Genomic DNA, 26,085 nt, shown 5'->3' on the forward strand with positions numbered 1-26,085 from the left:
GTGCAGCCGTGGTGGTGGTCGGCGGACGGTCGCTCCGTAGTGGAGTGATGATAGCGGCGGCTCTTGAGGTTTCAATGTCAACTCGTGGGTAATGTCCGCCTGCTTGCATACCGCCGATCTCCGGTGCTAGGGCACGCCGCAGGCCGGGCCCTGGCAATCGGGCCCGGCCTGGCGGAGGTTGAGAGTCCGGTAAGAGAGATGCTCCCCCGGTGCGGGGTCAGCGCACCGGTCGCCTTACGTGCTGGGCGGCCAGCCGTACAGGGGCGTTCTGCGCGCCGTAGCCGCGGTGGCCCGCGTCGCGCTGGACCAGCTCGAAGAAGACGCGGCCGACCGTCTCCGTGTAGCAGTGGCGGAAGGCGCCGTCCGCGTCCCGGTCGTAGAGGATGCCGAGTTCGCGGTACGCCTCCAGCTCGCCGTCGGCCAGCTCGTACTTGGCCGCGAGGTCGTCGTAGTAGTTCGCGGGGATCGGCAGCGGGCGGCCGCCCGCGTCCCGGAACCGGCGGGCCGCGGTGACGATGTCGTCGGTCGCGAGGGCGATGTGCTGGGCTCGGCCGCCCTCGTCGGCGCTCGGGGCCGCACCGACACCGAGGGCGATCCGCACACTTCCGTCGGCGTTGGTGACGGCACGGCTGCGCAGCAGTCCGTACGGGTCGGCGACGTCCACGCTCTCCTGCGCGCCGAGCCCGAGGACACTGTGATGGAAGAGGGCCGCCTCGTCGAACTGGTGCCAGGGCTGGGTGAGGGCCAGGTGGTCGATGCGGTGTACGCCCCCGGCGACGGGCGGCTTGTGTGCGACGGGCTCGAAGTCGCCGGTCCAGCTGGGCAGACCGGGGCGGTCCGTGGCGCAGAAGAAGAGTTCCGTGCCGTCGGGTGCGGCGACCGCGTCCAGCGGGGCGTCCTCGGGGGCGCGCCGACGCGGCAGCACGGGAGCGAGCAGGGCCTCGGCCCGCCGGGCCGCGCCCGCCGGATCCGGGGACTCCAGACCGACGGCGGCCAGCTGGGTACCGTCCCGCCGAGCGGCCGGACCCGTGTTGAGCAGCAGCCGGGCCTCGCCCTGCTGCCACAGGTCGACCGGCTTGCTGCGGTGCCGGGCCGTGCGGGCGAAGCCGAGCGCTTCGAGGATCTCCGACAGTGGTTCGACGTCGGGGGTGACCAGTTCGGCGAAGGCGATTCCGGTCGGTACGACGGGTGCGGGCGGCTCGGTGAGGCCGACGCTCTCCTGGAGCACGAGCAGCGAACGCAACGCGTCGACAGCGGTGGGCCCGGCCTCCGCCTGCCGGAACACGTCGTTGAACACCTCCAGCGAGAGCGGCCCTTCGTAGCCGGCACGCATCACATGCCCGACGAGCCCGGCGACGTCGAAGCCGCCCTGCCCGGGGAAGCAGCGGTAGTGGCGGCTCCACTGCAGCACGTCCATCGCCATCAGCGGCGCGTCGGCCAGCTGCAGGAAGAAGATCTTCTCCCCGGGGATGTCCTCGATGCCCTTGGGGTCGGACCCGCGGGCCAGGATGTGAAAACTGTCCAGGCACGTCCCGAGCGCGGGATGGTCGGCGGCCTCGACGATGCGCCAGGCATGGTCGTACGTGCTGACGTGGCGGCCCCATGCCAACGCCTCGTACGCGACGCGGATGCCGAACCCCTCGGCCAGTTCGGCGAGCCGCCGCAACTGGAACGCGGCGAGCGCGTCGTCGTCCTCGGCAAGCGGCGACACACTGGAGCACACGAGCACGGTGTCCGCCCCGAGCCGCTCCATCAGCCGGAACTTGTGCTCGGCCCGCCGCAGGTTCCGCCCGAACTCCTCCGCCGGCACCGCCTCGATGTCACGCATCGGCTGGTAGAGATCGATACTCAGCCCGAGATCGGCACAGCGGGCCCGCACTTCCTCGGGCGTGAGGGGGCTGGCGAGCAGGTCGTTCTCGAAGATCTCGACCCCGTCGAACCCCGCCCGCGCCGCGGCCGTGAGCTTCTCGGTAAGGGCCCCACTGAGAGAGACGGTGGCAATGGACGTACGCACGTTGTTGCTCCTCCGGTTCCACTTCACAACACAGCCCGGGTCCTGCTCTTGCTCCTCCGGTTCCACTTCACGACACAGCTCGGGCTCTGCTTTTAAGGGGCGCGGGGAACTGCGCGACCAGCCACATGCGGCCCGCACCCGCCCCACAGCCCAAGCCACCCCACCCCCAAAGGCGCCCTCAACTCCGCACCCCGGTGGCCCCGGCGGCACCAGTCACCCCGGCCAACTCCGCAATATCGGCCAACATCCGCGAAGCGTCCGGCTCCCGCCCCGTGAACAGCCGAAACGCGTCCGCGGCCTGAAAAACAGCCATCCCCCCGCCATCGAGAACCGCACACCCGACCCCCCGAGCGGCACGCAGCAACTCGGTCTCCAACGGCCGGTACACCACCTCGGCGACCCACAACCCGGGATGCAACAACTCACCGGGAAGCGGCAGCCCGGGATGCGCGGCCATCCCCGTCGGCGTGGCATGCACGATGCCGTCCGCATCGCCGAGCAGCGCCGCCAACCGCTCCGGGCCCGCGGCAGCGGCCCGCCCCGCACCGAAGTGCCGGTTAAGCGAGGCGGCAAGGTCGGCCGACCGGTCCGGCAGGGCGTCCACGACGGTGACATGCCCGGCCCCGAGCGTGAGCATGGCGTGCGCGACGGCCGCCCCCGCTCCCCCGGCGCCCAACTGCACGACCCGCTCCAGCGGAGCATCCGGCAGTCCACGGGCGAACGAGGCGGCGAACCCGGTGACATCGGTGTTGTGCCCGACCGCACGCCCACCGTCGAACACGACGGTGTTCACCGCACCGAGCGCCTCGGCCTGCGGCGCGAGCGCGTCCAGATGCTCGATGACGAGCTGCTTGCAGGGATGAGTGATGTTCAGCCCGTCGAACCCCAGGTCGCGGGCGGCGCGCATGAGGTCCCCCACCGCCTCGGGCCCGACACCGAGCGCGTCGATGTCGATCAGCCGGTACAGATAGCGCAGGCCCTGCCGGTCGGCCTCCCGCTCGTGCAGTTCCGGGCTGAGCGACGGGCCGATCCCGGCGCCGATCAGTCCGACGAGATACGAGTCCTTGACCAGGGCGACCACGAGGGACCTCCAGAGCGGCTCACTAATGTACGAACTAGTACGTTAGCTATACCAGCATCCGCGTGCCACGGGAAGGCCCGGCCGACAACCCGGAACCGCGTACGGGAGCCTGCTTCTAGAATCTCGGGCACACGCCCCTCGCCCGAAGGAAGCCCGATGACCAGCGTCGAAGAACCGGCACGACCGAACGGGCGCATCCGTGACGCCGCCCGCACCCAGGCCGAGATCCTCGACGTCGCCACGCACGAGTTCGCCAGGGCCGGCTACGACGGGGCCCGGGTCGACGAGATCGCCGCCCGCACCCGGACCACGAAGCGGATGATCTACTACTACTTCGGCGGCAAGGACCAGCTGTTCACCGCCGTGCTGGAGCGGGCGTACACCGTCATCCGCCAGGCCGAGCAGGGGCTCGACGTGGAGCACCTGGACCCGGTCGCGGCGATCCGGCGGCTGGCCGAGCTGACCTTCGACCACCACGAGGCGCACCCCGACTTCATCCGCCTGGTCAGCATCGAGAACATCCACGGGGCCGAGCACGTCGCCGCCTCCGAGAAGCTTGGCAAGATCGGCTCGCCCGCCCTGGACGTGATCCGCCGCATCCTGGAGTCGGGGCAGGAGTCGGGCCTCTTCACGGCCGACGTGGACGCGGTCGACCTGCACGCGATGATCAGCTCGTTCTGCTTCTTCCGGGTCGCCAACCGGCACACCTTCGGGGCCCTGTTCGGCCGCGACCTGGTCGATCCCGCCCAGCGCGAGCACTACCGGAACATGCTGGGCGACATGGTCATCGCCTATCTGACGGCGGACCGCTCGACGGACTGAGGGCGCCGCCCGGTGCGGGCGGGACGCGGGCACGGCACCGCAAGATCCTTCGGCGCGACCTCTTGACACCCGGGAAACGTGAGCGCAACATCCGTAGCCAACCGCTACTAACTATCCAGTGGGTTAATTAGCCGGGTAGCCCCCGGCGCGGCCGCCCCGTCACCCCAGGGATCCGGCACTTCTCCCCCTCCGCTCACTCCGCTTACGTTGGAGTTCCCCCGAAGGAGCAAGCCGTGTCCGTCCCCGCAGCGCCCCTCGACGCGCCACCCGGCCAGCCAAAGAAGGCTGCGACGGCCGCCTGGATCGGCAGCGCGCTGGAGTACTACGACTTCTTCATCTACGGCAGCGCGGCCGCGCTGATCTTCCCCGAGGTCTTCTTCGACGAGTCGGACCCGGCCACGGCGACCCTGCTGTCGCTGGCCACGTTCGGCGTCGCGTACGCGGCCAGGCCGGTCGGCGCGCTGTTCCTCGGCCACTTCGGCGACAGGGTCGGCCGTAAGAAGATCATGGTCTTCACGCTGATCCTGATGGGGTTCTCGACGTTCCTCATCGGCTGTCTGCCGACGCGCGACCAGGTCGGCACGCTGGCCCCGGTGCTCCTCGTGATCTGCCGTGTCCTTCAGGGCATCTCGGCCGCCGGCGAGCAGGCGAGCGCGAACTCCATGTCCCTGGAGCACGCGCCACCGGACAAACGCGGCTTCTTCACCAGCTTCACGCTCAGCGGCACGCAGGGCGGCCAGCTCCTTGCCACGCTGGTGTTCATCCCGGTCGCCGCGCTCCCCGAGGACCAACTGCTCTCCTGGGGCTGGCGGGTCCCGTTCTGGATGAGCATCGCGGTCGCCGTCGTCGGCTATGTCATCCGCCGCACCCTCGAAGAGACACCGACCTTCACGCAGCAGGCAGCCACCGAGGGTGTCGCGAAGATGCCGCTCGCCGTGCTGCTGCGGGACCACTGGGCGGACGTCCTCAGGGTGGTCGCCGCCGCGCTCGTCGCCTCGGTCAGCACGATCTTCACGGTGTGGGCACTGTCGTACGCGACCAGTGACTCGGTCGGCATGGACCGTACGTCGATGCTGTGGGTGGGCGCACTCGCCAACCTGGTCGCCCTGGGCGCCATCCCCCTCTGGGCCACCCTGTCCGACCGCATCGGCCGCCGCCCCGTCTTCCTGATCGGTGCCGCGGGCAGTGGCGTGCTGATGGTCGCCTACCTGTGGGCGATCTCCACGGGCTCGTACCCGTTGGTCATGGTCCTCGGCATCGTCACCTTCGGTGTCGTCTACAGCGCCGCGAACGGCGTCTGGCCGTCCTTCTACGGCGAGATGTTCTCCACCCGGGTCCGGCTCTCGGGCATGGCCATCGGCACCCAGATCGGCTTCGCGATAGCCGGCTTCGCGGTGACCTTCGCGGCCCAGATTGCGGGGCCGAACGGTGACGACTGGGCTTCGGTGGCCCTGTTCACCGCCGCGCTGTGCGTCCCTCCGGTGATCGCCGCGCTCACCGCCCGCGAAACCCACAAGGTGCCGACGGAGCACCTCGGCGAACGGACCCTCCAGGAGTCACCGGGCAGGGAATCCGTCTCGGCCTGACCCGACTTCCCTCGCCCCCGCCGCCCCTACCCATTCCCGTCCTTCTGGGGCTCCGCCCCAGACCCCGTGCGCAGCGATTTCGGGTGCGGGTGGGTGGGGGCTGGTCGCGCAGTTCCCTGCGCCCCTTTAAGGGGCGCGGGGAACTGCGCAGTCTTTTGGGGGTTCGGGGGCGGAGCCCCTGAGTTAGTGACGGGAATGGGTAGGGGCGGCGGGGGCGAAAATCCCCCCGGAAGGCCCGCCGAGAAGGTCAGGTCCCCGCGGCAGACAAAGTAAGCCGCGGCTCGCCGCGCTCATCCGGTTCGCCGAGCACCGCGGTGAAGGAGGCCGTGCGCAGAACCAGCCCCTCTTCCGTCCGCTCGCAGACCACGGCCAGCGGCTCCCCGGCCGGTTCCCCATAACGCACCGCGAAGACATCGAGCCCCTCCGGAGCCCCCGGCGCCGGCCCCGCCTCCAGGGCGGTCGTGGTCCGCACGTGCCGCCACCCGGCGTCAGGGTCCCCGTACCCACGCGGATCGGCGGCCAACGCGAACGCGGCCTGCTGCTGGGTGACTTCGGCACGGGCGTCGAAGGAGTCCGGACTGCCCGCCGGAGGGTGCGTCAGACGCAGCTCACCGGCGGCCGCGACGAGCGGGAAGTCCCCCACCCGAAGGAACCGGTCGCCGTCCGCGGCGACATACGGCATCCCGGCGAGCAAGTACCGCTCCCCGTCCAGCTGTTCGACGACCACGGTGGTCCACAGCCGCGTGCCGTCCGTGACGTACAGCGACTGAAGATGCCGCAGGACATGGTCACGTCCGACGACGGGCTTGCTCACGAGCTTGGCCGCGAGCCCTTCGACGCGCACGTCCGCGACCCGCACCGCACCCATCGGACGGCACAGCAGGAAGTCGTCCGTCACGGGCCCGAATCCGTGCTGCCGATTGACGGCGGCGGCCACCAGCGCCGTGCCGCCCACCTCGATCACCGACGGAGTCATCCGGTCGTCGAACGACACCGTGACCGTACCGGACCGCAGTTGATGGCGGGCGGGCGCCGTGCTCGGGGTGCGGTGCCAGCTCGTGGTGTCCTGGATCTGCCAGACGAGCATGTACGCGAAGTGCCCGTCCACGCCTCCGTCGGCCCCGACCGCGTGCCGGGCCCAGCGCGTGTCACCGGCGTAGCGGCCGATGTCGGCGCCGATGCGATGGCCGAAGTACCGCAGCCCGAGGACGGATTCGAAGGCGGAGTGCTGCTCGCTGTAGCGCGGCCCGCCGATGTCGAAGCCGCTCGCGCAGACCCGCGCGTCGATGTACCGGGCGAGCGTGTCGCCGTCCTCAGCGAAGACCTCCTCGCCGCTGACCCGGTGGGCCTGCGCGAGGAAGGACAGGGAGATCGGCCCGTAGTTGTTGTCGTAGGCGCCGCCGTGCTCCGGAGGCAGGGGCGCGCCCCGGTCCCGTACTCGCCGGGCGCGGATCTCGTCCGCGTACAGCCGCAGCGCCCGCTGCCGGACCGACTCGCCCTCCTCGGGCGGGAGATGGCGGGCGAGCATCAGGCCGCCGACCACGCAGCCGATGGCCTGGTTCGCCGCGTCCTGCGGGTTGAAGAACGTGGCCTCGGTGAGCCAGCGCCAGTATCCGCCCGCCACGCCCAGGAGTTCGCGGTACTGCTCGTCCTCGACGAGGCCGTCCGCCGCGTCGAGGACGTTGACGGCCTGGAGCAGCGCCCACACCGTGCTCGGCCAGTCGCCGATGGGGTGCGCGCCCGCCTCCAGTACGTAACGGGCGTACGGGAGACCGGAGTCGCGTGCCGTCAGGTTCGGGTAGCCGGGGTTGTCCTCGGTGTAGACGCGCGAGCCCAGATGGAAGGCGAGGCTGCGGCGGACCGCCTCGGGCAGCCGCGGGTCCTTGGTGCGGTGCCAGGCGAGCGCGAGCAGGGACGTGATGCCGAGCGAGGTGTCGCCGATGTCGTCGCCGGCGGCCGGGTTCTCGAGGTTGCCCTCGGGGGTGAGACGGGCCAGGGCCGCCTCGGCGACCGCGGCCAGCACGGCGTCGTACGCGGCCGGGTCGTCGGGGAGGTGGTGCAACTGGCCGCGCTGGTGGGGAAGATGCACGGGATTCAGCCCTTCATGCCCGAGGTCGCCAAGCCTTCTACCAGCCTCTTCTGGAAGATGAGGAAGCAGATGAGCGTGGGCAGGAGGGCAAGGGTCGACATGGCGAACATCGCACCGTAGGAGGAGCCGCTCGTCTGGTCCATGAACAGGGTCAGACCGAGCGGGACGGTGAACTTGTCGTTCTGCTGGAGGTAGACGAGCTGGTGGAGGAAGTCGTCGTACGTCCAGATGAAGGTGAAGATCGTGGTGGTGATCAGGGCCGGCTTCATCAGCGGCAGGATGATCTTCCAGTAGATCTCGAAGGGGTTGGCGCCGTCCATCATCGCCGCGTGGTCCAGCTCGCGCGGGATGGAGCGGATGAACTGGACCATCAGGAAGATGAAGAAGGCGTCCACCGCGAGGAACTTCGGCACGATCAGCGGCAGATAGGTGTTGATCCAGGTCAGGTTGTAGAAGATCGTGTACTGCGGGATCAGCACGGCCTGGGTGGGCAGCATCAGCGTGCCGAGCATCAGGCCGAACCAGATCTTCTTGCCGCGGAACTCGAAGCGCGCGAAGGCGTAGGCGGCCAGCGAGCAGGAGATGACGTTTCCGATCACCGCGCCGATCGTGACGATCAGCGAGTTGGTGATGTAGAGGGAGAAGGAGTTGCCGGAGCCGCTCCAGCCCTCGGAGTAGTTCTCCGGGCGCACCGAGCTCGGGATGAGTCCCGGCTGGGTGAAGATGTGGGTGTCGGGCTTGAACGAGCTGCTCAGCATCCACAGCAGCGGGTAGAGCATGACGATCGCCACGCCGATGAGCACGGTGTGGATGAAGATGCGGCGCGAACCGGTGGCCGAACGCAGTTTCTGCAACGGCGACTTCGGGTCGTGGGCCGAGGTGATGGCGGACATGGCTGAAGGACTCCTCGCTCAGACGTCAGGCAGCGTCAGTCGTCGTAATGGACCCAGTAGCGGCTGGCGATGAAGTTGACCGCCGTGAAGCCTGCGATGACCAGGAACAACACCCAGGCGAGTGCCGAGGCGTATCCCATCTGGAGGTCGGTGAAGCCCTTCTTGTACAGGTAGAGGGAGTACAGCATGGTCGAGTTGAGCGGTCCGCCGGAGCCGTTGCTGATGACGAAGGCGGGGGTGAAGGTCTTGAACGCGTCGATGATCTGCAGGACCACGTTGAAGAAGACGATCGGCGTCAGCAGCGGCAGGGTGATCTTGAAGAACCTGGTGATGGGTGTGGCGCCGTCGATCGCGGCGGCCTCGTACACGTCCTTCGGCAGTTGCTTCAGACCGGCGAGGAAGATGACCATCGGGGTGCCGAACTGCCAGACGGCCAGCAGGATCAGCGTGTAGAGCGCGGTGTCCGGGCTGGAGATCCAGTCCTGGCCCTTGATGCCGAACCAGGCGAGGAAGTCGTTGAACAGACCGTCGCCGCCGAAGACCTGCCGCCACACGATGGCGATCGCGACCGCCCCGCCGAGCAGCGACGGCAGATAGAAGGCGGCCCGGTACAGGCCGATGCCCTTCAGGTCGCGGTTGAGCAGCATGGCCACGCCGAGCGCGAGCGCCAGCTTCAGCGGCACCGAGACGACGACGTACAGCAGCGTGGCGTGCACCGAGTCCCAGAAGACCGGGTCGTCGGTGAACATCTTGTTGTAGTTGTCCATGCCGACCCACTGCGCCGGAGTCAGCAGGTCGAAGTCGGTGAAGGACAGATACAGCGAGTCCAGCATCGGGTAGATCGTCAGGCCGAACAGGCCGATGAACCAGGGGGCCAGGAAGGCGTACGGCCACCAGCCCCCGCCCCGCCGTCTGGCGAGGCGGCGGCGCATACGGTCGCGCTCCCGCTGGTCGGACGGGGTCGCGGGAGCGGGCTGCTCCTTCACGACCTCGTCTGTCTTCGCGGTGGTCATACTCATCTCCCTGGCCCTCTCCCGGTCTTGCAGTCGTGCGGCACTACTCGGCGGACCTGCAGCGCCCCGTAAGGGGCGCGGGGAACTGCGCGACCAGCCACAGCCGGCCCGCAGATCCCGACGACACGCCGGCCATCGCGGAGCTACCCGCCCAGAATCCCCGACGCCTGATCGAAGAACTCGCCGAGCTGCCCCTTGATCGACTTCTTGCCGAAGGCCACGGCCAGGTTCGACTGGAACAGCAGGTCCCAGATCTGGTCGGCTCCCTGCGGCGGCGGCACCGGCGCGGGCAGGGCGTTGGTCGCCTTCCCGACACGCTGGGAGATGTAGTCGGCGTTCTCCATGTTCAGCTTGTCCGTCGGGGTCAGACCCGAGGCGATCAGGTTGCGGGCCTTCTCCGTCGGCGGGATGCCGCGCAGCAGCTGCATGTCCTTGATCGCCGTCTCGTCCTGCGCGAAGAACGACATGATCTTGACGGAGTCGGCGACCTTCTTGCTGGCCTTGGTGGCGCTCAGCAGGACACCGCCGTTGACGAAGTTGCCTTCGCGGGCGCCGGACCAGTCGCCCTGCGGGGTGGGCAGGAAGTCCAGCTGCGCGTCGGTGATGGAGCCGCCCGCGCCGTAGATGCCGGAGTCGAAGCTGAACAGGGCCTTGCCGATGACGACCGCGTTCTTGGTGAGGTCGTTGTGCGCGGCCGAGGTGATGGCCGGCGGCGGGGAGGCGTTGGCCTTGCGCATGTCGGCCCAGAACTCCCACCACTCCTGGAGCGTGGCGGGGGTGAAGCCGAGCTTCTTGCCGTCGTCGGAGAAGAACGTCTCGCCCTTCTCACGGGCGAAGACCTCGAAGCACTGGAGGGTGGAGCCGCCGCCGTCGTCGACGCCGTAGATCTTGCCGCCGCTCTTCTTGTAGACGTCCTGGGAGATCTTCTTCAGGTCGGCCCAGGTCCACTCGCGGTCGGGCAGCTTCAGGCCGAGCTTCTCCAGGCCGGTGCGGTTGACCGTGAGCTGGTTGACGCCGATGCCGGACGGGACGCCGTACAGCTTGCCGTCGACGGTGCCCGCGGCGAGGAGCGTCTTGGAGAAGCCGGTGAGGTCCAGGCTCTTGCCGACGTAGGAGTCGATCGGAGCGAGGACTCCCTTGCGGGCGTACTGCGCGACCAGGGCGGTGTCCATCTGCAACAGGTCCGGGGCGCTGCCGCCGGCGATGTTGGTGTTGAACTTGTCGAAGTACCCGTCGTAGCCGGAGTAGGTCTCCCGGATCTTGATCTTCGAGTTCTTCTTCTGGAAGGCGGCCAGTGCCTTCTTGTAGGCCGCGTGCCGGTCGTCGCTGCCCCACCAAATCATGGTCAGGTCGCTGCTGGTGCTGCCGGCTCCGGTTCCTCCGCTGCAGGCGCTGAGCGCGCTGCCGAGCGCGCCTGCGACGGCGATACCGCTCGTGGTCCGGAGCAGAGTTCTGCGCGAGATCTGGTGACCCACCGGGTCCTCCTGGATGTGCGTGACGGATCCCCTGGCCGAACGAGCGGCTCGGGTCTTTTCACTGGAGTACGCGTTCCTGCGCTCGGCCTCGCCCGGCCGCTGCGCACTGACGGATGGGGGTCCCCGGCCACTGAGAGCCGCAGTCGTACGAGCGCGCCCTCGCACGGCTGCCGTACGTCACGTACAGCGGGACGCCTCATCCAGAGCCGGGTCCCACCGGCTATGGAAAGCGCTTGTCCGGACATTGGCAGACCCACACGTAAGCCGTCAATGCTTCGCCCCCGTACCACCGGTCACGGTTTGACGTCCACGGGCCACGGCGAGACGGCTCGCGCCCACCACCGTGCCGCTGTCGCCGACCGTGCTGCTGACCACCTCCGTGGGCCAGCTCAGCCGGCCCAGTTCGGCCCGTACACCGGGCAGGAGCTGCGGAAACGCGCCGGTGCCGCCGCCCAGCACGATCAGCCCCGGGTCCAGCACGGCGGCCACGGCGGCGGCGAGCCGGCCCACCTCGGCCGCGTGCAGACCGACCACGGTCCGGGCCGTCGCATGGCCCTCCTCGGCGAGCGCGAAGAGCCGTTCGGCGGTACGGGGACACGGGCCGTCGGCGCCCTGCCAGGCCTCCGCGGCCCGGCGCAGGAGGGACGGCGAACCTATGCGCTCCTCCAGTGCCTCGTGGCGCGGTTCACGGCCGTCGTCCCAGGGGTAGGGCAGCCGGGCCACCTCACCCGCGGCGCCGTTCGCGCCGCGCAGCACCTGGCCGCCGATGACGACGCCGAGGCCGATGCCCACGCCGATCCGCAGATAGCCGAAGGTGTCGCGGCCCCGGGCGGCGCCCTCGTGCAGTTCGGCGAGCGCGGCGCAGTTGACGTTGTTCTCCAGGTGCACGGGAACACCCGGCGGCAGCGCGACGGCCACGGCGTCGAAGATCGGGCCCGCCTTCTCGGTCGCGGGGCGCATGCCGGCGCCCTCGCGGTCCTGTGCGGTGACATCGCCGACGGCGACGACGATGGCGCGCAGCGGCACTCCGGCGGGCAGTGTGTCGAGGACCTTGCGTACGGTGTCGGGGGCCTCCGGCCGGGTGCCGGTGCCCTCGGCCAGCAGCGTTCCGTCCAGGGCACAGCCCCGCACCCGGGTCTGGGCGGGGCCGAGGTCGACGGCCAGCACGGTGCCGGCGGCCGGCCCGAGCCCGTAGACCGCGGCGGAACGGCCGGTGCCGCCGGAGACGGTGCCGGAGTGGGTGGCGAGTTCGGCGGTCTCCAGCTCGGCCACGGCCGAGGAGACGGTCGGCTTGGACAGGCGCGCGCCCGCCGCCAGCTGGGGGCGGGTGGCGGTGCCCGCCTCGGCCAGCACGGCGAACACCGCGCGGGCACTCTCACTCAGGTTCATGGGCTCCCTCAGGTCATGCCGCGGCGGTCCGGTCGCAATGGTTGTACGGCACCGGGATTCCGTACCCCTTGACGCACCCTACTTCGTTAGTTAACTTCCTAACGAACTCAAGCGGTACACGCCTGCCGCGCTCATCAGAAGCCCGTCCCGGGGCTTCCCGAGAACTCGTCCGAAGACACGATCGCTCGTGCCAAGACACGGTTCGCCCGCCGTTCGCTCCGCATGCGCGGTATCGCGCAACGACGAAAGAGGCTCCGTGCAGGACTCCACGCCCATCGCCGTCGGTATCGACGTGGGCGGCACGAAGACGCATCTCCGTGCGGAGGCCGGGGGAAACCCCGGCCCCGGGCAGAGTGCGGTCGCCGATCACCTGCGTATGAGCGTCGCCGATCACGTGCGTATGAGCAGGGGATGGCGGCCCCACGATCCCGTGTCCGCCGCCGCGTGGCTGGCCGCGCTGATCGACGAAGCGCTGCCCCAGGGCGCGCGCCCGACCGCGGTGGCCGTCGGCGGGCACGCCTGCGAGACACCTCGCCAGTGCGAGGAGATCCGCTCCGCACTCCACACTCTTCTCGGTGTCCCCTGCCTCGTCGTGGGCGACGCCGAACTCCTCGTGCCCGCAGCCGGTCTGGACAAGGGGGTCGGCCTCGTCGCCGGCACCGGTTCGGTCGCGGTGGGACGACTGCCCGGCGGCGACACCGTCCAGGTCGGCGGCTGGGGCGCGGTGCTCGGCGACGAGGGCGGCTCGGCCGGTCTCGTACGCGAGGCCGCGCGGGCCCTCTGGGCGGCGCACGACCGCGGCGATCCGCCGGACGCCCTCGCGGACCGGCTGACCGCCGCCTTCGACGTTCCCGAAGTCCCCGCCCTGGGCGCGGCGTTGGAGAGCGCGACCCAGCCGTCCGCCGAGTGGGGGCGGCACGCGCCCAGTGTGTTCGCGGCGGCCGAGGACGGCTCGCCGCTGGCCCGTCGGGTGATCGCCGAGGGCGGCCGCGCGCTGGCGTCGCTCGTCGTACGGCTCGCCGGGCGCGGGGTTCCCGTGGACGACGTGGTGGTGGCGGGCAGCACGGTGCTCGTCCAGCCCGCGCTGTACGAGGCGTTCACCGAGGCACTCGCCGAGGCACTGCCGTCGGCGCGGCCCCGGCCGTTGCGCGTACCGCCGGTGGAGGGCGCGGTGGCACTGGCCAGGTCGCTCCGGTGAGCCGGCCCGGGCCGATCTGTTTCCCAGACCGTTGAGTTGACCGCTCCCGGGTGCGTCCACGCGTTCAACTCCCGTTCAGCGGTCCGGGTTCAGCTCACGTGATCAGTTCGAGTTCTTCGCTTTCGAGTTCATTCCTCCCGTTGTGACTCCAGAAGGAGAGGCACCTCCATGCCCGGTGCGCACCCCCGTCCCCCTCGTGGCAGATCCGGTATCGACAGGCGCATGTTCCTGCGGACCTCCGTGGGCGTCTCGGCCGGACTCGTCGCGGGCCCCGCCGTGGTGGCCTGGCCCGCCGCCACGGCCTCGGCCGCCACGAACGCGTCCGCCGCCTTCGTGGACTCGTACACCACGAACGTCATCGGCAACCTCACGTCCGAGACCAACGCGGCCGTGCACATCCTCGACGGCTTCGCGCGCATCTGGAAGACGGGCGCGGCCTGGAACACCGGCACACCGCTGATGCCCGAGGTCCTGCGCGCCAACATGCGGTACTGCGCGCGCGTCACCCGGCGCCGCACGGACGCCGAGGCCCGCACGGCGTTCATCCAGGACCGCCAGCACCAGAGTTACGCGGTGATCGCCGGCCTGGGCCCGCTCGCCGGCCTCTACAGGAGCGGGGCGAAGGCCGTCACCGGCATCACCTCGGCGCCGGACGGCATCCCGGCGGGCAAGATCAACGACACGCTCCCGGCCGACGCGCCCGCGGGCTCCGCGCTGGGTGCCGGTTCCTACACCTCGGACCTGGGCAAGGTCGCCGAACTGGTCGACACCGTCCGCGGCCCGTTCGCGTCGAGCAACCCGTCCAAGGTCGCCTACCAGTACCCGCGTCCGTGGCGCATGAACGAGGACAGCGAGGTCGTCGACACGGGGAGGACCGACGAACTGGGCTACCCCGTCTACGAATCCGACGTCGTGGTCGTCCCGCAGCTGCTGAGGCAGCGCGGCTCCGACCCGGCCGACGACGGTGGCTTCTCCAGCGGCCACACGAACGCCTTCTATCTGGCGGCGCTGGCCATGGGGTACGCGGTCCCCGAGCGGTTCCAGGAGCTGGTGGCCCGCGCCTCCGAGCTCGCCCACACCCGCATCGTGGCGGGCATGCACAACACCGTGGACGTGGTCGGCGGCCGGGTACTCGCCACGGCCCTCGCGGCGGCGGCGCTCGCCGACCCGAAGAACGCCGGCCTCAAGGCGGCGGCCCGCGCCCAGGCCTCCGCGTACTTCCGGGCGAAGACGGGCACGACCGCGGACACGCTGTACGCGTACGCGCACTCGGCGGGCCGGGACACCGACCCGTACGCGGACCGGTCGGCCAACTGGGCAGCGGTGGAGCCCCGGTTGACGTACGTCCTGCCCAAGCGGCACTCGCACGACCGCATGACCGTGCCCAAGGGCGCGGAGGTCCTGCTGGAGACGCGTCTTCCGTATCTCACGGCCGCCCAGCGGCGCGAGGTGCTGCGGACGACCGCGCTGCCCGCCGGTTACGTCCTGCTGGACGGCTTCGAGAAGTGGGGGCGGCTCAACCTCTTCGCCGCCGCCGACGGGTACGGGGCCTTCGACACGGATGTGCGCGTCACGCTGGACCGCGCGGCCGGTGGTTTCGGTGCCGCCGACACCTGGCGCAACGACATCGGCGGCCCGGGCGCGCTCGTCAAGCGCGGCAGCGGCACGCTGACGCTCACCGGCGACAACGAGTACTCCGGCGGCAGCACGGTGGAGGAGGGTGTCCTCGCGACCGGTTCGGCGGACGCGCTCGGGTGTGGTGACGTGCGGGTGAAGGGCGGGACGCTGCGGGCGACTTCGCCGCTTCGCGTACGGGGGGTGTACGCCCAGGCGTCCGGCACGGTTCTCGACGTGACGCTCGACGGGGACCGGGGAGCGGCGCTGAAGGTGAGTGGTCGTGTGCTGCTCGACCGGGGCAGTCGGCTTGCCGTTCGGCTGGACGGCTCCTATCGGCCGCGGAGGGGGGCCGTTCTTCCTGTGATCGAGAGTCGGGTGTTGCAGGGGCGGTTCGGGAGCGTGACTGTGGACGGGGTCCGGGCCGAGCAGGTGTTCACGGGGCGTGGGTTGTCCGTGCGGGTTCCCTGATCGCTTCCGGCGGAGCGCTCTGCGAGAGCGCTCCGCCGGCAGTGATGAATCTGCGGGCCGGGTGGGGGCCGGTCGCGCAGTTCCCCGCGCCCCTGAAGGGGCGCGCCCCCGGCCCCGGTGTGTCAGTGGCCCTCCAGGAGCCATGCTCTGCCGCCGTTTGTCGGAGTGGCGGGTGGGGTGGGAGCGGACAGCCAGTCGGCGACCGTGCGGGCGATGGGCTGGCCCGATTCGATTTGTACGAATCCGAACTGGCCGGACTGGTTGCACTCCAGGAACCACCACATGCCCTCGGCGTCCTCGGCGAAGTCGAAGGCGCCGTAGGCCAGTTGGGCCTCCCGGAGATAGGTGACCACGCCGGCGGCTATGCACGAGGGCACGTCGGCGGGGCGCCAGGGAGCGTCGGAGGTGGCGAACCGTACGTCCACCTCGTCGGGGTCGGCGTCCGGGTCGACCGCCTTGCGGGCGGCGTGGATCCGGTCGCCGACACAGGTCAGCCTGATGTCGGCCCGCTTGGCCACCCGCCGTTGGAGCAGGGTCGGGCCGTAGGCGACGGCCGCGAAGTCCGCGTCGGGCGCGACCCTGCTGGTCGGGACCGCCCGGGGCGGCTCCTGCGGGTGCGCGCCCGAGACGGGCTTGACCACCAGGTCCGGGAAGCGGTCCGCGAAGTCACGGGCCGCCTGCGGGAACGTGGTGATCAGCGTGGCGGGTACGGGCAGGCGGCTGCGCTGGGCGAGGTGGAGCTGCCAGGGCTTGTGCCGGGCCCGCCGGGCCGCGTCGGGGTGGTTCATCCAGCGCGCGTCGGTGGAACGCAGCATGCCGTAGAGCGCCTGGGCGGACTCCTCGGTCAGCCAGTCGGTGGGCTCGGCGACCCGGCTCGCGGGCACGCCGGGCCTGCGGACCCAGACGGACCGCAACCCGTTCATGCTCACCAGCCGACCGCCGACGGACAGGTGTCCGCGGAAGGCGCCGTGCACGTACTCCCCCGACAGGGCCACGGGGCCCGGCAGGTCCGCCGGGTCGAGGCGGACGACCGGTACCCCGGTCCCGTCGAGTTCGGCCACCACCATGTCCGCGGTCACATCCTGTTCGCACGTCAGGATCAGAACCGTCATCGTTACGGGTCCGGCTTCAGTCGTCGAAGTGGGTCTTCGAGCCTGCCGTGGAGGTGGTGGCCCCCAACTCACGCAACACGGCGTAGTCATGAGCGGCGAGCCGCCCGTCCGGGAGCACGTTCAACTGCAGTCTGGAGTCATAGGCATACGGAACGCTGACCTCCAACTGCTGGGCCGGACGGGCGTAGTTGAGCGCGAACGGTCGCATCGGTTCTCCTTGCTCGGTGCGAACCCGGTGAAGCGGATCGTGACGCTCCGGCGTCACGTCGCCTGACAGGTTTGCAGGGCTTCCACGGAGATATACGAATCGAACAGGCGAATGGTTGCCTCACGCAGCGTAGTCATCGGACCAGTACGGTCCGTGACGTGATCCGACCGGGCCGATCCTGCGTGCATGGGGCAGCCATTCGCCTCTTATGACGCACGCCCGGGGGTTACGGATCCGGGGTCGAGCCGCAGTTCAGCGCACTGGCGCACACCTTCACCCTTCGAACGCCTCGCGCGCCCGTGAGGTGCCCCGGGGCCCGGCGGCGCCTGGGCGCGCCGGATCACAGGTCGTCGTACATGTCCGGCCGTGGCCATGAAATCCATTCGGAGGACACCCCCCTCACGGCTACTCTCGTAGCGCTTTCCGATCTCCCCGCCCCATTGCAGACCTCTTGCCGAAGCCGCCTTCCAACCCGTTTCCGCCCCTTTCCGACTGTCAACCGGAGGCAGACCATGGATCAGTTGCAGCAAGAAGTGGATCCGGTCGAGGTCGGTCTCGATCCGGTGGCGCTGGACCGTCTCGACCGGTTCTTCGCCCGTCGCGTGGACGACGGCCTACTGCCCGGGTACCTCGTTTCAGTGGCTCGTCACGGCCGTGTCGCGCATCTCACGTCCTACGGCCTGCGCGACCGGGAGGCCGGCATTCCGGTCACCGCGGACACCGTGTGGCGGCTCTACTCGATGACCAAGCCGGTGGCGTCCGTCGCCGCGCTGATGCTCCACGAGGAGGGCCTGCTCGACCTCGACGACCCGGTCTCCCGCCATCTGCCGGCCTTCGCGGACCCGCAGGTCTACGAGCGCGGCGCGGGCGACGACCTCAGGACCCGCCCGGCCGAGGGCCCCGTCCTGGTCCGGCACCTCCTGACCCATACCGCGGGCATGACCATCGGCGCGTACCGCACGCACCCCGTGGACTCCCTCTACCTGGCGGCCGGAATCGAGACGACGGCACCGAAGGACGCGGACCTCGCGGAGGCCTGCGAGGTGTACGCGGGTCTGCCGCTCCAGTTCGAGCCGGGGACCGAGTGGAACTACTCGCTCGCGACCGATGTGGTCGGGCGGCTCATCGAGGTGGTGACGGGCCGGCCCCTCGACGCGTTCCTCTCCGAACGGGTCTTCGCACCGCTCGTGATGACGGACACCGGCTTCTGGGTCTCCGGCGAGCGGGCGGACCGGCTGGCCGTCCTCTATCAGGAGAACGAGGACGGCGGGATCGCGCCGATCCCGGGCCCGCCGGTGCACGAACGCCCGCGGCTGCTCTCCTGCGTCAGCGGGCTCGTGGGGACGGCCCGCGACTACCACCGCTTCATGGAGTTCCTCCGCCGGCGCGGCGAACTCGACGGCGTCCGGCTACTGTCGCCTGAGACCGTCGACACCATGACGGCCAACCACCTCCCCACCGACCTCCACTCCTTCGGCAGCAAACCCATCCACGGCCAGCCGGGCAACGCCGGTCTCGGCTTCGGTCTCGGCTTCTCCGTCGTGGTGGACGCGGACCGCACGGAGTCCCCGGAGAGCGAGGGCTCCTACGGCTGGAGCGGAGCGGGCGGCACGACCTTCTGGGTCGACCCGCGCAACGATCTGACCGTCCAACTCATGACGCAGGTGCGGCCCGCGGGGATGCTCTCCTTCCACGAACTGAAGGGGTTCGTGAGCGAGGCGCTCGGGAGCTGAGCCGGTCGCTCACCGGGCAGCCACCACTCCCGGACCTCAAGGCAAGGAATCTGCAAGCCCCCGGCAAGGACACCGTCCAGCCGCACGGGAAGGACGTCACCCGACGAAATCGGCTGTACGACACGGGGGATGTCATGTCGGCATTCAGTACGTCCACGGGGTCCGGGAGGCCCCCTGTCCGTCAGTGGCTGACGCTGACCGGACGCAAGACCGTCCTGGTGGTCGCGCACACCGTGACCTATGGAAAGAGGCTCCTCGACGTGGTCTCGTTGCTGGAGTCGGACCTGCGGGTCCAGGTGGTCTTCACGGTCCCGCCGCACGAACTCGGCGACGGGGCCGCTAGGTTCCTGCGGCAGTCGGGCAGCGCTGTGCTGCCCTGGGAGGAGGCCGTGCGCACGGACTTCGATCTGGCCCTCGCGGCGGGGCCGCGAGCCATGGAGGAGGTACGCGCCCAGGTGGTACTCCTGCCGCACGGGGCGAACTTCCTGAAGCGTCTCGCCGGGGCCGCGAACTGCCAGGTGCTGGGACTCAGGCGGGAGGACGTACTGCTCGGCGGGAGAGTGCCCGCCGCGGTGGTCCTCGCGCACGAGGACGACCGCGGTGAGCTGGCGCGGACCTGCCCGGAAGCGCTCGGGGCAGCTCGCGTGGTGGGTGATCCCGTACACGACCGCATCGCGGCCTGCCTTCCCGTGCGGGATGTCTACCGCCGGGCGCTCGGGCTCGACGAGGGACGGACACTCATCGCCGTGACCTCGACCTGGGGACCTGGTTCGGCGTTCACCAGGTTCGAGATGCTGTTGCCCCGTCTGCTGGACGAGGCACGCGGTACCGCGCAGAGACTCGCCGTCCTCGTCCATCCCAACGTGTGGTCGGGGCACGGTTCCCGGCAGGTCCGGGCGTGGCTCGCTTCGTGGGCGGAACGGGGCCTCGGGGTCGTACCGCCGGACATGGACTGGCGGCCGGTGCTGTGCTCCGCGGACCTAATCATCGGCGACCACGGCTCGGTGACCCTGTACGGGACGCTGACCCGAGCCCCGATCCTGCTTGCGGCGACCCCGGACCAGGAGATCAACCCCGCCTCACCCGCCGCGGAACTGGCAATGCTGGCCCCGGCACTCTCGCCGTTCCACACCCTGACCGAGCAGTTCGCATACGCGGCCGCCGAGTACCGCAGGCCCGCATACGAGGCCGTCGCGGCGCGGATCACCTCCGAACCGGGGCGGTTCAACCGGAACATGAGGGCACTGCTCTACCGGCTACTCGGTCTGGGGCAGCCCGCACACGATCCGGTGGCGCCTCTCCTTCCGGTGCCGGATCCGCGCCAGGTCTGGTCCGGCGCCGGGATGGGGGTGTCGGCGTGAGGGTTCGGCCGGGTCATGTCTGGTGCGCGGCCTGTCTGGCCGCCGACGTCGACCGGGTCGAAAGCCGCAAGGATCTCGCGGACGTCCTCCATGGCCATCGTCCACGGCGGGATGTCAGTGATGCGACGGCGGAGGCGTTGGAGCTGCTGATCTCTTATCCGGGCTGTGCACTGGTCCTGCTTCCACTCGTCGACGGTGGCTGGGTGGCGGCAGCGCGGAGGGTCGACTCGCCCCTGGATCCGCCCGGACCGGTTTCCGCCGCCGTCCGATCCGCCCCGTACGCATCGGGCCGGTTCCGGTATTCACCCCGCAGGCAGGCTGTCGAGTCGTTCTCTGAGCCGGCCGACGTCCTCGACGCTGATCAGCGTGCACAGGGCGAGGGAGCGCAGGTAGTAGTCGCGTGCGGCATCCGTGCGGTCGATGTCCTGTGCCACCTGCCCGAGCATTTCGAGAGTGCGGGCCTGCCAGTGGACCGATCCAGAGTGCTCGAACGTCCCTAACGCGCTGAGGAGTTGAGCCGTACCGGACTCATGCTCTCCCGCTGCGGCGCGTGCGCGGCCCAAGAAGGCCAGCGCACGCGCCGTGTCGTGCGGATCCGGTACCGCCGCGAGCGTGGCGTGCGCGCGGTCGAAGTGCCGCACGGCGAGCGGGGGATCGCCGGCGGCGAGGGCGATCTCGCCCAGCACGATTCGGGCCAGGCCGGTGCCGCGGGAGTACCCCGTTTCATGCCACGTGGTGATGGCCCGGTCCAGGTACGGGACCGACTCCGTGAGCCGCCCGGCCTCGTAGTGGGCCGCCCCGATGCCAAGCAGTGCCTGGCCCTCGTCCCGGCGGTCGTCGGCCAGACGAGCGGCCTCGCGTGACGCGCCGTACCAGACGATCGCCTCGTCGATACGACGGGCGGCACTCAGTCCGATGGCACCGGAGTTGAGCATCTGGCGTTCCGCCGCAGCATGGCCGGCGAGCCGGGCGGCAGCCAACCCTCGCTCGTGTGCCTCGATCCACAGGTCGTAGTAGCGCAGCTTGAGGAACAACGGCCACATGGCGTCGGCCAGTTGCCAGACCAGGCTGTGCCAGCGGCGGTCCTCGGCCGTGCGCAGCATGGTCATGAGGTTCACCCGGTGCCGGTCCAGCCAGCTCAGCGCGCTGGTCTCGTCAACGAACGGCGTCGGCAGATACGGCTGATGGACGTGGTCCCGGTCCAGCGTGAACTGAGCGGGAGTGATCAGCCTCTCGGCCTCCGTAGCCGTGGCGAGATACCAGTCGGCCACCCGGCGCACGGTGTCGTCCGCCTCGTCCGCGGTGCCGCGTTGCCGGGCATGGAGGCGGATCAGATCGTGGAACCGGTAGCTGTCCGGGCCCGGGTCCTGGAGCAGATTGGCCTCCACGAGGACGTTGAGCAGTTCGTCCGCCTCGTGAAGCGTGTGTCCGCCGGCCGAGGCGGCGATCCTGCCGTCCAGTTCGGGCAGGGGCAGGTGCCCCAGTCGCCGGTAGAGCCGGGCCGCCGGGGCCGGCAGACCGTCGTAGGACTCGTCAAGTGCTCCCCGCACCGCTGTCTCTCCGTCCACCGTGAGTACGGCCAGTCGGTCTCCGGGCCGCGCCAGCGCGTCGGCCATGGCGCTCAGGGACTGCCGGGGCCGCGCGGCCAGACGGGCCGACGCGACGCAGACGGCCAGGGGCAGGCCCGCGCACAGGGACACCACGCGGCGCGCGGCCGCCGGGTCGCCCTCCACCCGGTCCCTGCCGATGCCCCGGATCAGCAGTTCCTCCGCGGCGTGCGGCGGCAGCACGTCGAGCGAGTGGAAGACCGCCCCGTCGATGCGCAGGCCGGTCATCCGTCGTCGACTGGTGACCACGACGAGGCTGTGCTCCGAACCCGGCAGCAGAGGGCGCGCCTGCGCCGCGGTACAGACGTTGTCGAGCATGACGACGAGCCGCAGCCCCGAGGTGAGCGAGCGCCACAGCGCGGCCTGTTCGGCGAGGTCGGCAGGTACGGGACCCGGATAGAGGGCACGCAGGAACCTGCCGAGTACCTCGCTCGGCGAGGCCGCGTCCTCGAGTGTGTGGCCACGCAGGTCCGCGTAGAACTGTCCGTCGGGAAAGTCGGCGTCGGACGCGCGGAGCCATCTGGTGACCAGCGAGGTCTTGCCGACTCCGGCGGCCCCCGTCACCACGAGCGGGCCGGTGCGGCGCGCGGAGAGCTCCCGCAGCGCCGCGAGATCACCCTCGCGGTCCGTGAAGTGCGGTGGTGCAGGCAGCAGTTGGCGGGGCACGGGTACGTCCGGCATCGGCTGGTACATGTGGATCCCACCCTGCACCTCACCCGCCTGGACGGTGACCCCGGTCAGTCGTGCCGAGCCGCTGATCCTGTTGATGTGACCGTTCACGCTCGCCCCCGTAGTCGAATCCGAGCGCACACGCGGCACGGGCATGTGTCGCTTACACGGATCGAAGGGTGGCCTACCCGCCAGAGGGACCCGATAAGGACAAGGATTCGGCCGACAGTTCGAGAGATGTCTGGCGTCCCTGGTACCCCGATGCCATTCTGTGCTGTCCAGGAACGGGTGCCGGCGAGAGGAAACGCTGGTGGAGATCCAAGTGCTCGGCCCCGTCGGCCTCGTCTTCCAGGAGCGCCGGCTCGGTCTCGGGTCCGACAAGGAGCGGCTGATCATGGCCTCTCTCGCTCTGGAGGTCGGTCGCCCCATCGCTCTGGACACGCTCGTCGACCGGCTCTGGGACAACCCGCCGCCCAAGGCCCGGGAGGGCGTTCACACGTACATTTCCAGGATCAGGCGGTCGATCCGGACGGCAGCGTCCGCGGAACCGCGACTGCCGGCACCGTCGATCGCGCATCGCACGCACACATACACCTTGGTCGCCGAGCCCGACACGGTCGACTGGCATCGGTACCGACGGCTCGCCGACCGGGCCGGGGAGGTCTCGGCCGGGGGTGACGACGTACGGGGTGCGGAGCTGATGCGGGAGGCCGAGAGCCTGTGGGAGGAGCCGCTCGCCGGGCTACCCGGGCTGTGGCCCGAGCGCGTCCGTACCAGTCTGACGGAGAAACGGCGAGGGGTCGTCACCACTCGCATCGCCATGGAGTTGCGGCTGGGCCGGTTCACGGAGATGGCCGGTGAGTTGTCGACCCTAGTGGATCAGTACCCGGGCGACGAGGCACTGGCGGGCCAGTTGATGATCGCTCACTACGGCAGCGGTCGGCACGCGGAGGCCCTTCTCCTCTACCAGCGGGTCCGCAGGGTCCTCCGTCTCGACTTCGGCACCGATCCCGGCGAGGAACTCGTGCGTATCCACCGGCACGTCCTCGGCCGGGCCCCGGTGCACGAACTCACCGGACAGACCGTCCTCACGACGAAACCCCGTGCCAACTCGCGTCAGGTGCCGGGGCATCTCCCCCGCCAGGTCGCTCTTGTCGGCCGCCGCGACGAGATGGGACGGATCCGCGCGGCCATGGACACCGCGTCGGAGAACGGCTCGGTCATCACGTTGGAGTCCATCTCGGGGATGGCGGGGGTTGGCAAGTCCGCGCTGGCCATTCGTGCGGCATACGAGTTCGGCGACCGGTTCCCGGACCACCATCTCTATCTCAATATGAGGGCCCATTCCCCGGGCCAGGATCCGCTGGAACCGGCAGCCGCGCTCGCCACGCTGTTGCGCATGCTGGAAGTACCCCCGCAGTCCATTCCCGCCGACGTCGACGAACGGGCCGCTCTCTGGCGCAAGGCACTGGGTCACCGTCGCGCTTTGATCATTCTCGACGACGCGGCGGGGCCCGATCAAGTGCGCCCGCTACTGCCGGGCGCGGGCGAATGCTTCACACTCATCACGAGCCGTCGCCGATTGGTCGGACTACCGAGCGGGCGTTCGCTGGCGCTGGACGTACTGCCCGCGGACGACGCGGCCGAACTGTTCCGAGAGTTCGCGGGACTCGAAATCACGAGAGACACGAGGTACGCACACGGCTCATGGGGCGCGGACGACTCGGTGGAAATTTCCGAGATCGTACGTCTCTGTGGATACTTACCGCTCGCGATAGAGATCGCCGCCAACCGTCTCACCGCACACCCTTCCTGGAACCTCGCTGTTCTGCGTGAACGGCTCTCGCGATCCGACGGCCGGCTGGCCGAAATTCGCGATGGATACTCGGAGATAACACGCGCATTCGAGGTCTCCTATCAGACACTCACGGCAGCGGAACGCGCGACCTTTCGGCTGCTCAGTCTGCATGTGGGGCCGGAGTTCGGCCTGCCGGCGGCGGCCGCGCTGCTCGGGCGTCCCGTCGCCGAGACCGAGCGGCTGCTGGAGGCGCTGCTCCAGTGCCATCTGCTGCTGGAGCCGGTTCCGAACCGGTTCCAGTTCCACGACCTGCTGGGTGAGTATGCGCAGTTGCTGTGCGCCGGCCAGGATCCCGAGGAGCGGCGCGAGGCCGCCCGGCTACGGCTGGTTGGACACTATCTTCGTACCGCGGACCACTGCGACCGTCTGCTGCACCCGCGGCGCATCCGGCTGGACGTACGGGAGGAGCGGACTACCGGACCGAGCCCGACGCCGCCGGACTCCGGAGATCTCGCACGGCTCCACACCCCGGCGGACTCCTCGGACGCCCGTGCCTGGTTGGTTATCGAGCGGGTCAACCTGCTGAGCACGGAGGAACACCTCAGGACGCACGGCGCTCATGCGCGGGCCGCCGTGCTCAGTCATGTCCTGGCGGGCTTCCTCGACAGCGAGTGTTACTGGACGGATTCGCTACGGCTCCACGGCGCGGCCGTCGAGTTCTGGCGCCGGAGTCGGCACGAGGCCGGGTTGTGCCGTGCCCTGCTCGACCTCAGTACCGCGCACATGGCGACCGGGCAGTACACACATGCCGAACGGGCCGCCGACGACGCGCTGCGGCTCGCCAGAGTCGTGCACGACCGGGACGCCGAGGCGGAAGCCCTTCGCGAACTCGGGATTCTCCATTGGCACATGGGCCAGAATCAGCGCGCGCTGGAACTCCAGAAGGAGTCCCTGGCCCTCTGCGCCCGAACCGGCGACCAGTGGCGCCAGGCGCGCTGCCAGAACAACATCGCGATTTGCCTGCTCTACCTGGGCGAACACGACATCGCCCTGTCGTACTTCGAAGACGCCATCACCGGCTTTCGGGCCACGGACGACCAACGCATGCTGGCCAAGACCCTTAACAATCTGGGAAATCTATATCTCCACATGGGCGACTCCGAGCTAGCCCGTCAGACACTGGAGAGTTCGCTGCGTATCGCCGAGCGGACGGGCAGCCGCTTGGACAAGGCAACGTTGCAGATAAACATCGCCGAATCCCTTGCCTCTTCCGGAGATTCCAGCACCGCCATGGCGATGTATCACGAAGCGCTACCGGTTTTCCGTCAATTGGGAGACCGAAAGAGCGAGGCCATCACACTTACGGGAATTGGCCGCGTCCACCAGGAGCAATCAAAGGCGGAGCAGGCCATGCCCTACCTTCGGCAGGCACTCGCGCTCGCTCGGAGGATCGGTGCCGCCCTGGAGGAGGTCCAGGCACAACGCCTGCTGGGGAGCTGCGAGTCCATGCTCGGCCACCAGGACTCGGCCACGCGCCTGCTGGAGTCGGCGCTCGAGTCCGCCCGTCATATCCGGTCACCGGAAGAGGAGGCCAAGGCGGAGGAGGCCCTTGCCGAAGTCCGACTCGGCGCCGGACGGGATCCGCGGAGCATTCCCATCTCTCTTGATCGAAAGTGATCGAACTTTTAAGCAACTCACCAGTAAGTATTCGAGTTTGACACCTTGATCGTCAGCTGGTGAGATTGCCGCGCTCCGTGATATCAAGATCTCGTTCGACGAGAATCTGAGCGAAAGAGCGCAAAGTTGAAGAAAAAACGCCCACGGGCGTACATAATGCCGACTATTCTCCTCATTGGCGCCATGGCAACCCCGAGCGGCCAAGCAGTTGAACAAGTACTCGACAATCGAGCGACCGTGATATCCACGGTCCAGCAGGAGACCCGCGTCGAGGC

Annotated in this window: 17 protein-coding genes; 7 read left to right on the forward strand and 10 right to left on the reverse strand. The window is 69.6% G+C overall.

Annotated features, from left to right (window positions below; all coding sequences use genetic code 11):
* Window positions 1-217: 217 nt before the first annotated feature.
* Window positions 218-2,014 carry a bifunctional sugar phosphate isomerase/epimerase/4-hydroxyphenylpyruvate dioxygenase family protein gene (locus JEQ17_RS09430; RefSeq protein ID WP_200394806.1) on the reverse strand — a complete coding sequence of 599 codons (1,797 nt, stop codon included), beginning with the start codon at window positions 2,012-2,014 and terminating at the stop codon, window positions 218-220.
* Window positions 2,015-2,192: 178 nt separating this feature from the next.
* On the reverse strand, window positions 2,193-3,086 hold the full coding sequence (locus JEQ17_RS09435; protein ID WP_200401401.1) for a shikimate dehydrogenase: 894 nt from the start codon (window positions 3,084-3,086) through the stop codon (window positions 2,193-2,195).
* Window positions 3,087-3,251: 165 nt separating this feature from the next.
* Here JEQ17_RS09435 and JEQ17_RS09440 point away from each other — a divergent pair, with 165 nt between their 5' ends.
* Together JEQ17_RS09440 and JEQ17_RS09445 are read left to right on the forward strand one after the other, a co-directional pair.
* The gene (locus tag JEQ17_RS09440; RefSeq protein ID WP_200394807.1) at window positions 3,252-3,917 is read left to right on the forward strand and encodes a TetR/AcrR family transcriptional regulator; all 666 of its coding nucleotides are present in this window, start codon (window positions 3,252-3,254) and stop codon (window positions 3,915-3,917) included.
* Window positions 3,918-4,150: 233 nt separating this feature from the next.
* Entirely contained in the window at window positions 4,151-5,503 is a 1,353-nt protein-coding gene (locus JEQ17_RS09445; RefSeq protein WP_200394808.1) for an MFS transporter, read from the forward strand.
* Window positions 5,504-5,750: 247 nt separating this feature from the next.
* Here JEQ17_RS09445 and JEQ17_RS09450 read toward each other — a convergent pair whose 3' ends face one another.
* The 5 genes from JEQ17_RS09450 to JEQ17_RS09470 form a co-directional block, all read right to left on the reverse strand.
* The gene (locus JEQ17_RS09450; protein WP_200394809.1) at window positions 5,751-7,592 is read right to left on the reverse strand and encodes a hypothetical protein; all 1,842 of its coding nucleotides are present in this window, start codon (window positions 7,590-7,592) and stop codon (window positions 5,751-5,753) included.
* A 5-nt stretch (window positions 7,593-7,597) separates the two neighbouring features.
* Window positions 7,598-8,485, reverse strand: a complete 888-nt coding sequence (locus tag JEQ17_RS09455; protein WP_200394810.1) for a carbohydrate ABC transporter permease — start codon at window positions 8,483-8,485, stop codon at window positions 7,598-7,600.
* 35 nt (window positions 8,486-8,520) lie between these two features.
* Window positions 8,521-9,498, reverse strand: a complete 978-nt coding sequence (locus JEQ17_RS09460; RefSeq protein WP_200394811.1) for a carbohydrate ABC transporter permease — start codon at window positions 9,496-9,498, stop codon at window positions 8,521-8,523.
* Window positions 9,499-9,641: 143 nt separating this feature from the next.
* A complete protein-coding gene (locus JEQ17_RS09465) occupies window positions 9,642-10,973 on the reverse strand; it encodes an ABC transporter substrate-binding protein (RefSeq protein ID WP_200394812.1) in 1,332 nt (443 codons plus the stop codon).
* A 267-nt stretch (window positions 10,974-11,240) separates the two neighbouring features.
* A complete protein-coding gene (locus tag JEQ17_RS09470) occupies window positions 11,241-12,362 on the reverse strand; it encodes an ROK family protein (RefSeq protein ID WP_200394813.1) in 1,122 nt (373 codons plus the stop codon).
* Between the two features lie 256 nt (window positions 12,363-12,618).
* Between JEQ17_RS09470 and JEQ17_RS09475 the strand changes: the two genes are divergently transcribed.
* Together JEQ17_RS09475 and JEQ17_RS09480 are read left to right on the forward strand one after the other, a co-directional pair.
* The gene (locus tag JEQ17_RS09475) at window positions 12,619-13,560 is read left to right on the forward strand and encodes an N-acetylglucosamine kinase (protein ID WP_200394814.1); all 942 of its coding nucleotides are present in this window, start codon (window positions 12,619-12,621) and stop codon (window positions 13,558-13,560) included.
* A 222-nt stretch (window positions 13,561-13,782) separates the two neighbouring features.
* Entirely contained in the window at window positions 13,783-15,645 is a 1,863-nt protein-coding gene (locus tag JEQ17_RS09480; protein ID WP_234048129.1) for a phosphatase PAP2 family protein, read from the forward strand.
* Between the two features lie 122 nt (window positions 15,646-15,767).
* Here the strand turns inward: JEQ17_RS09480 and tgmB are convergent, their stop codons facing one another.
* Both tgmB and tgmA read right to left on the reverse strand, forming a co-directional pair.
* On the reverse strand, window positions 15,768-16,757 hold the full coding sequence (gene tgmB, locus JEQ17_RS09485; RefSeq protein WP_200394816.1) for an ATP-grasp ribosomal peptide maturase: 990 nt from the start codon (window positions 16,755-16,757) through the stop codon (window positions 15,768-15,770).
* Between the two features lie 16 nt (window positions 16,758-16,773).
* Window positions 16,774-16,965, reverse strand: a complete 192-nt coding sequence (gene tgmA, locus JEQ17_RS09490) for a putative ATP-grasp-modified RiPP (RefSeq protein WP_033325990.1) — start codon at window positions 16,963-16,965, stop codon at window positions 16,774-16,776.
* A gap of 512 nt (window positions 16,966-17,477) precedes the next feature.
* Here tgmA and JEQ17_RS09495 point away from each other — a divergent pair.
* A complete protein-coding gene (locus tag JEQ17_RS09495; protein ID WP_200394817.1) occupies window positions 17,478-18,698 on the forward strand; it encodes a serine hydrolase domain-containing protein in 1,221 nt (406 codons plus the stop codon).
* A gap of 134 nt (window positions 18,699-18,832) precedes the next feature.
* Window positions 18,833-20,059, forward strand: a complete 1,227-nt coding sequence (locus JEQ17_RS09500) for a hypothetical protein (protein WP_200394818.1) — start codon at window positions 18,833-18,835, stop codon at window positions 20,057-20,059.
* 302 nt (window positions 20,060-20,361) lie between these two features.
* On the opposite strand, the gene JEQ17_RS09505 is transcribed toward JEQ17_RS09500, so the two are convergent.
* A complete protein-coding gene (locus tag JEQ17_RS09505; protein WP_234048130.1) occupies window positions 20,362-22,446 on the reverse strand; it encodes an ATP-binding protein in 2,085 nt (694 codons plus the stop codon).
* A gap of 199 nt (window positions 22,447-22,645) precedes the next feature.
* Here JEQ17_RS09505 and JEQ17_RS09510 point away from each other — a divergent pair, with 199 nt between their 5' ends.
* Window positions 22,646-25,810, forward strand: a complete 3,165-nt coding sequence (locus JEQ17_RS09510; protein ID WP_200394820.1) for an AfsR/SARP family transcriptional regulator — start codon at window positions 22,646-22,648, stop codon at window positions 25,808-25,810.
* Window positions 25,811-26,085 lie beyond the last annotated feature (275 nt).

The sequence above is a fragment of the Streptomyces liliifuscus genome, from assembly GCF_016598615.1.
In the GTDB taxonomy this organism is placed as follows: Bacteria; Actinomycetota; Actinomycetes; order Streptomycetales; family Streptomycetaceae; genus Streptomyces; species Streptomyces liliifuscus.

Bases quoted from the DNA above. Each gene is read 5' to 3' on its own strand.
- JEQ17_RS09470 (WP_200394813.1), bottom strand. From the start codon at position 12,362: ATGAACCTGAGTGAGAGTGCCCGCGCGGTGTTCGCCGTGCTGGCCGAG.
- JEQ17_RS09495 (WP_200394817.1), top strand. From the start codon at position 17,478: ATGGATCAGTTGCAGCAAGAAGTGGATCCGGTCGAGGTCGGTCTCGAT.
- JEQ17_RS09440 (WP_200394807.1), top strand. From the start codon at position 3,252: ATGACCAGCGTCGAAGAACCGGCACGACCGAACGGGCGCATCCGTGAC.
- JEQ17_RS09500 (WP_200394818.1), top strand. From the start codon at position 18,833: ATGTCGGCATTCAGTACGTCCACGGGGTCCGGGAGGCCCCCTGTCCGT.
- JEQ17_RS09455 (WP_200394810.1), bottom strand. From the start codon at position 8,485: ATGTCCGCCATCACCTCGGCCCACGACCCGAAGTCGCCGTTGCAGAAA.
- tgmA (WP_033325990.1), bottom strand. From the start codon at position 16,965: ATGCGACCGTTCGCGCTCAACTACGCCCGTCCGGCCCAGCAGTTGGAG.
- tgmB (WP_200394816.1), bottom strand. From the start codon at position 16,757: ATGACGGTTCTGATCCTGACGTGCGAACAGGATGTGACCGCGGACATG.
- JEQ17_RS09480 (WP_234048129.1), top strand. From the start codon at position 13,783: ATGTTCCTGCGGACCTCCGTGGGCGTCTCGGCCGGACTCGTCGCGGGC.
- JEQ17_RS09460 (WP_200394811.1), bottom strand. From the start codon at position 9,498: ATGACCACCGCGAAGACAGACGAGGTCGTGAAGGAGCAGCCCGCTCCC.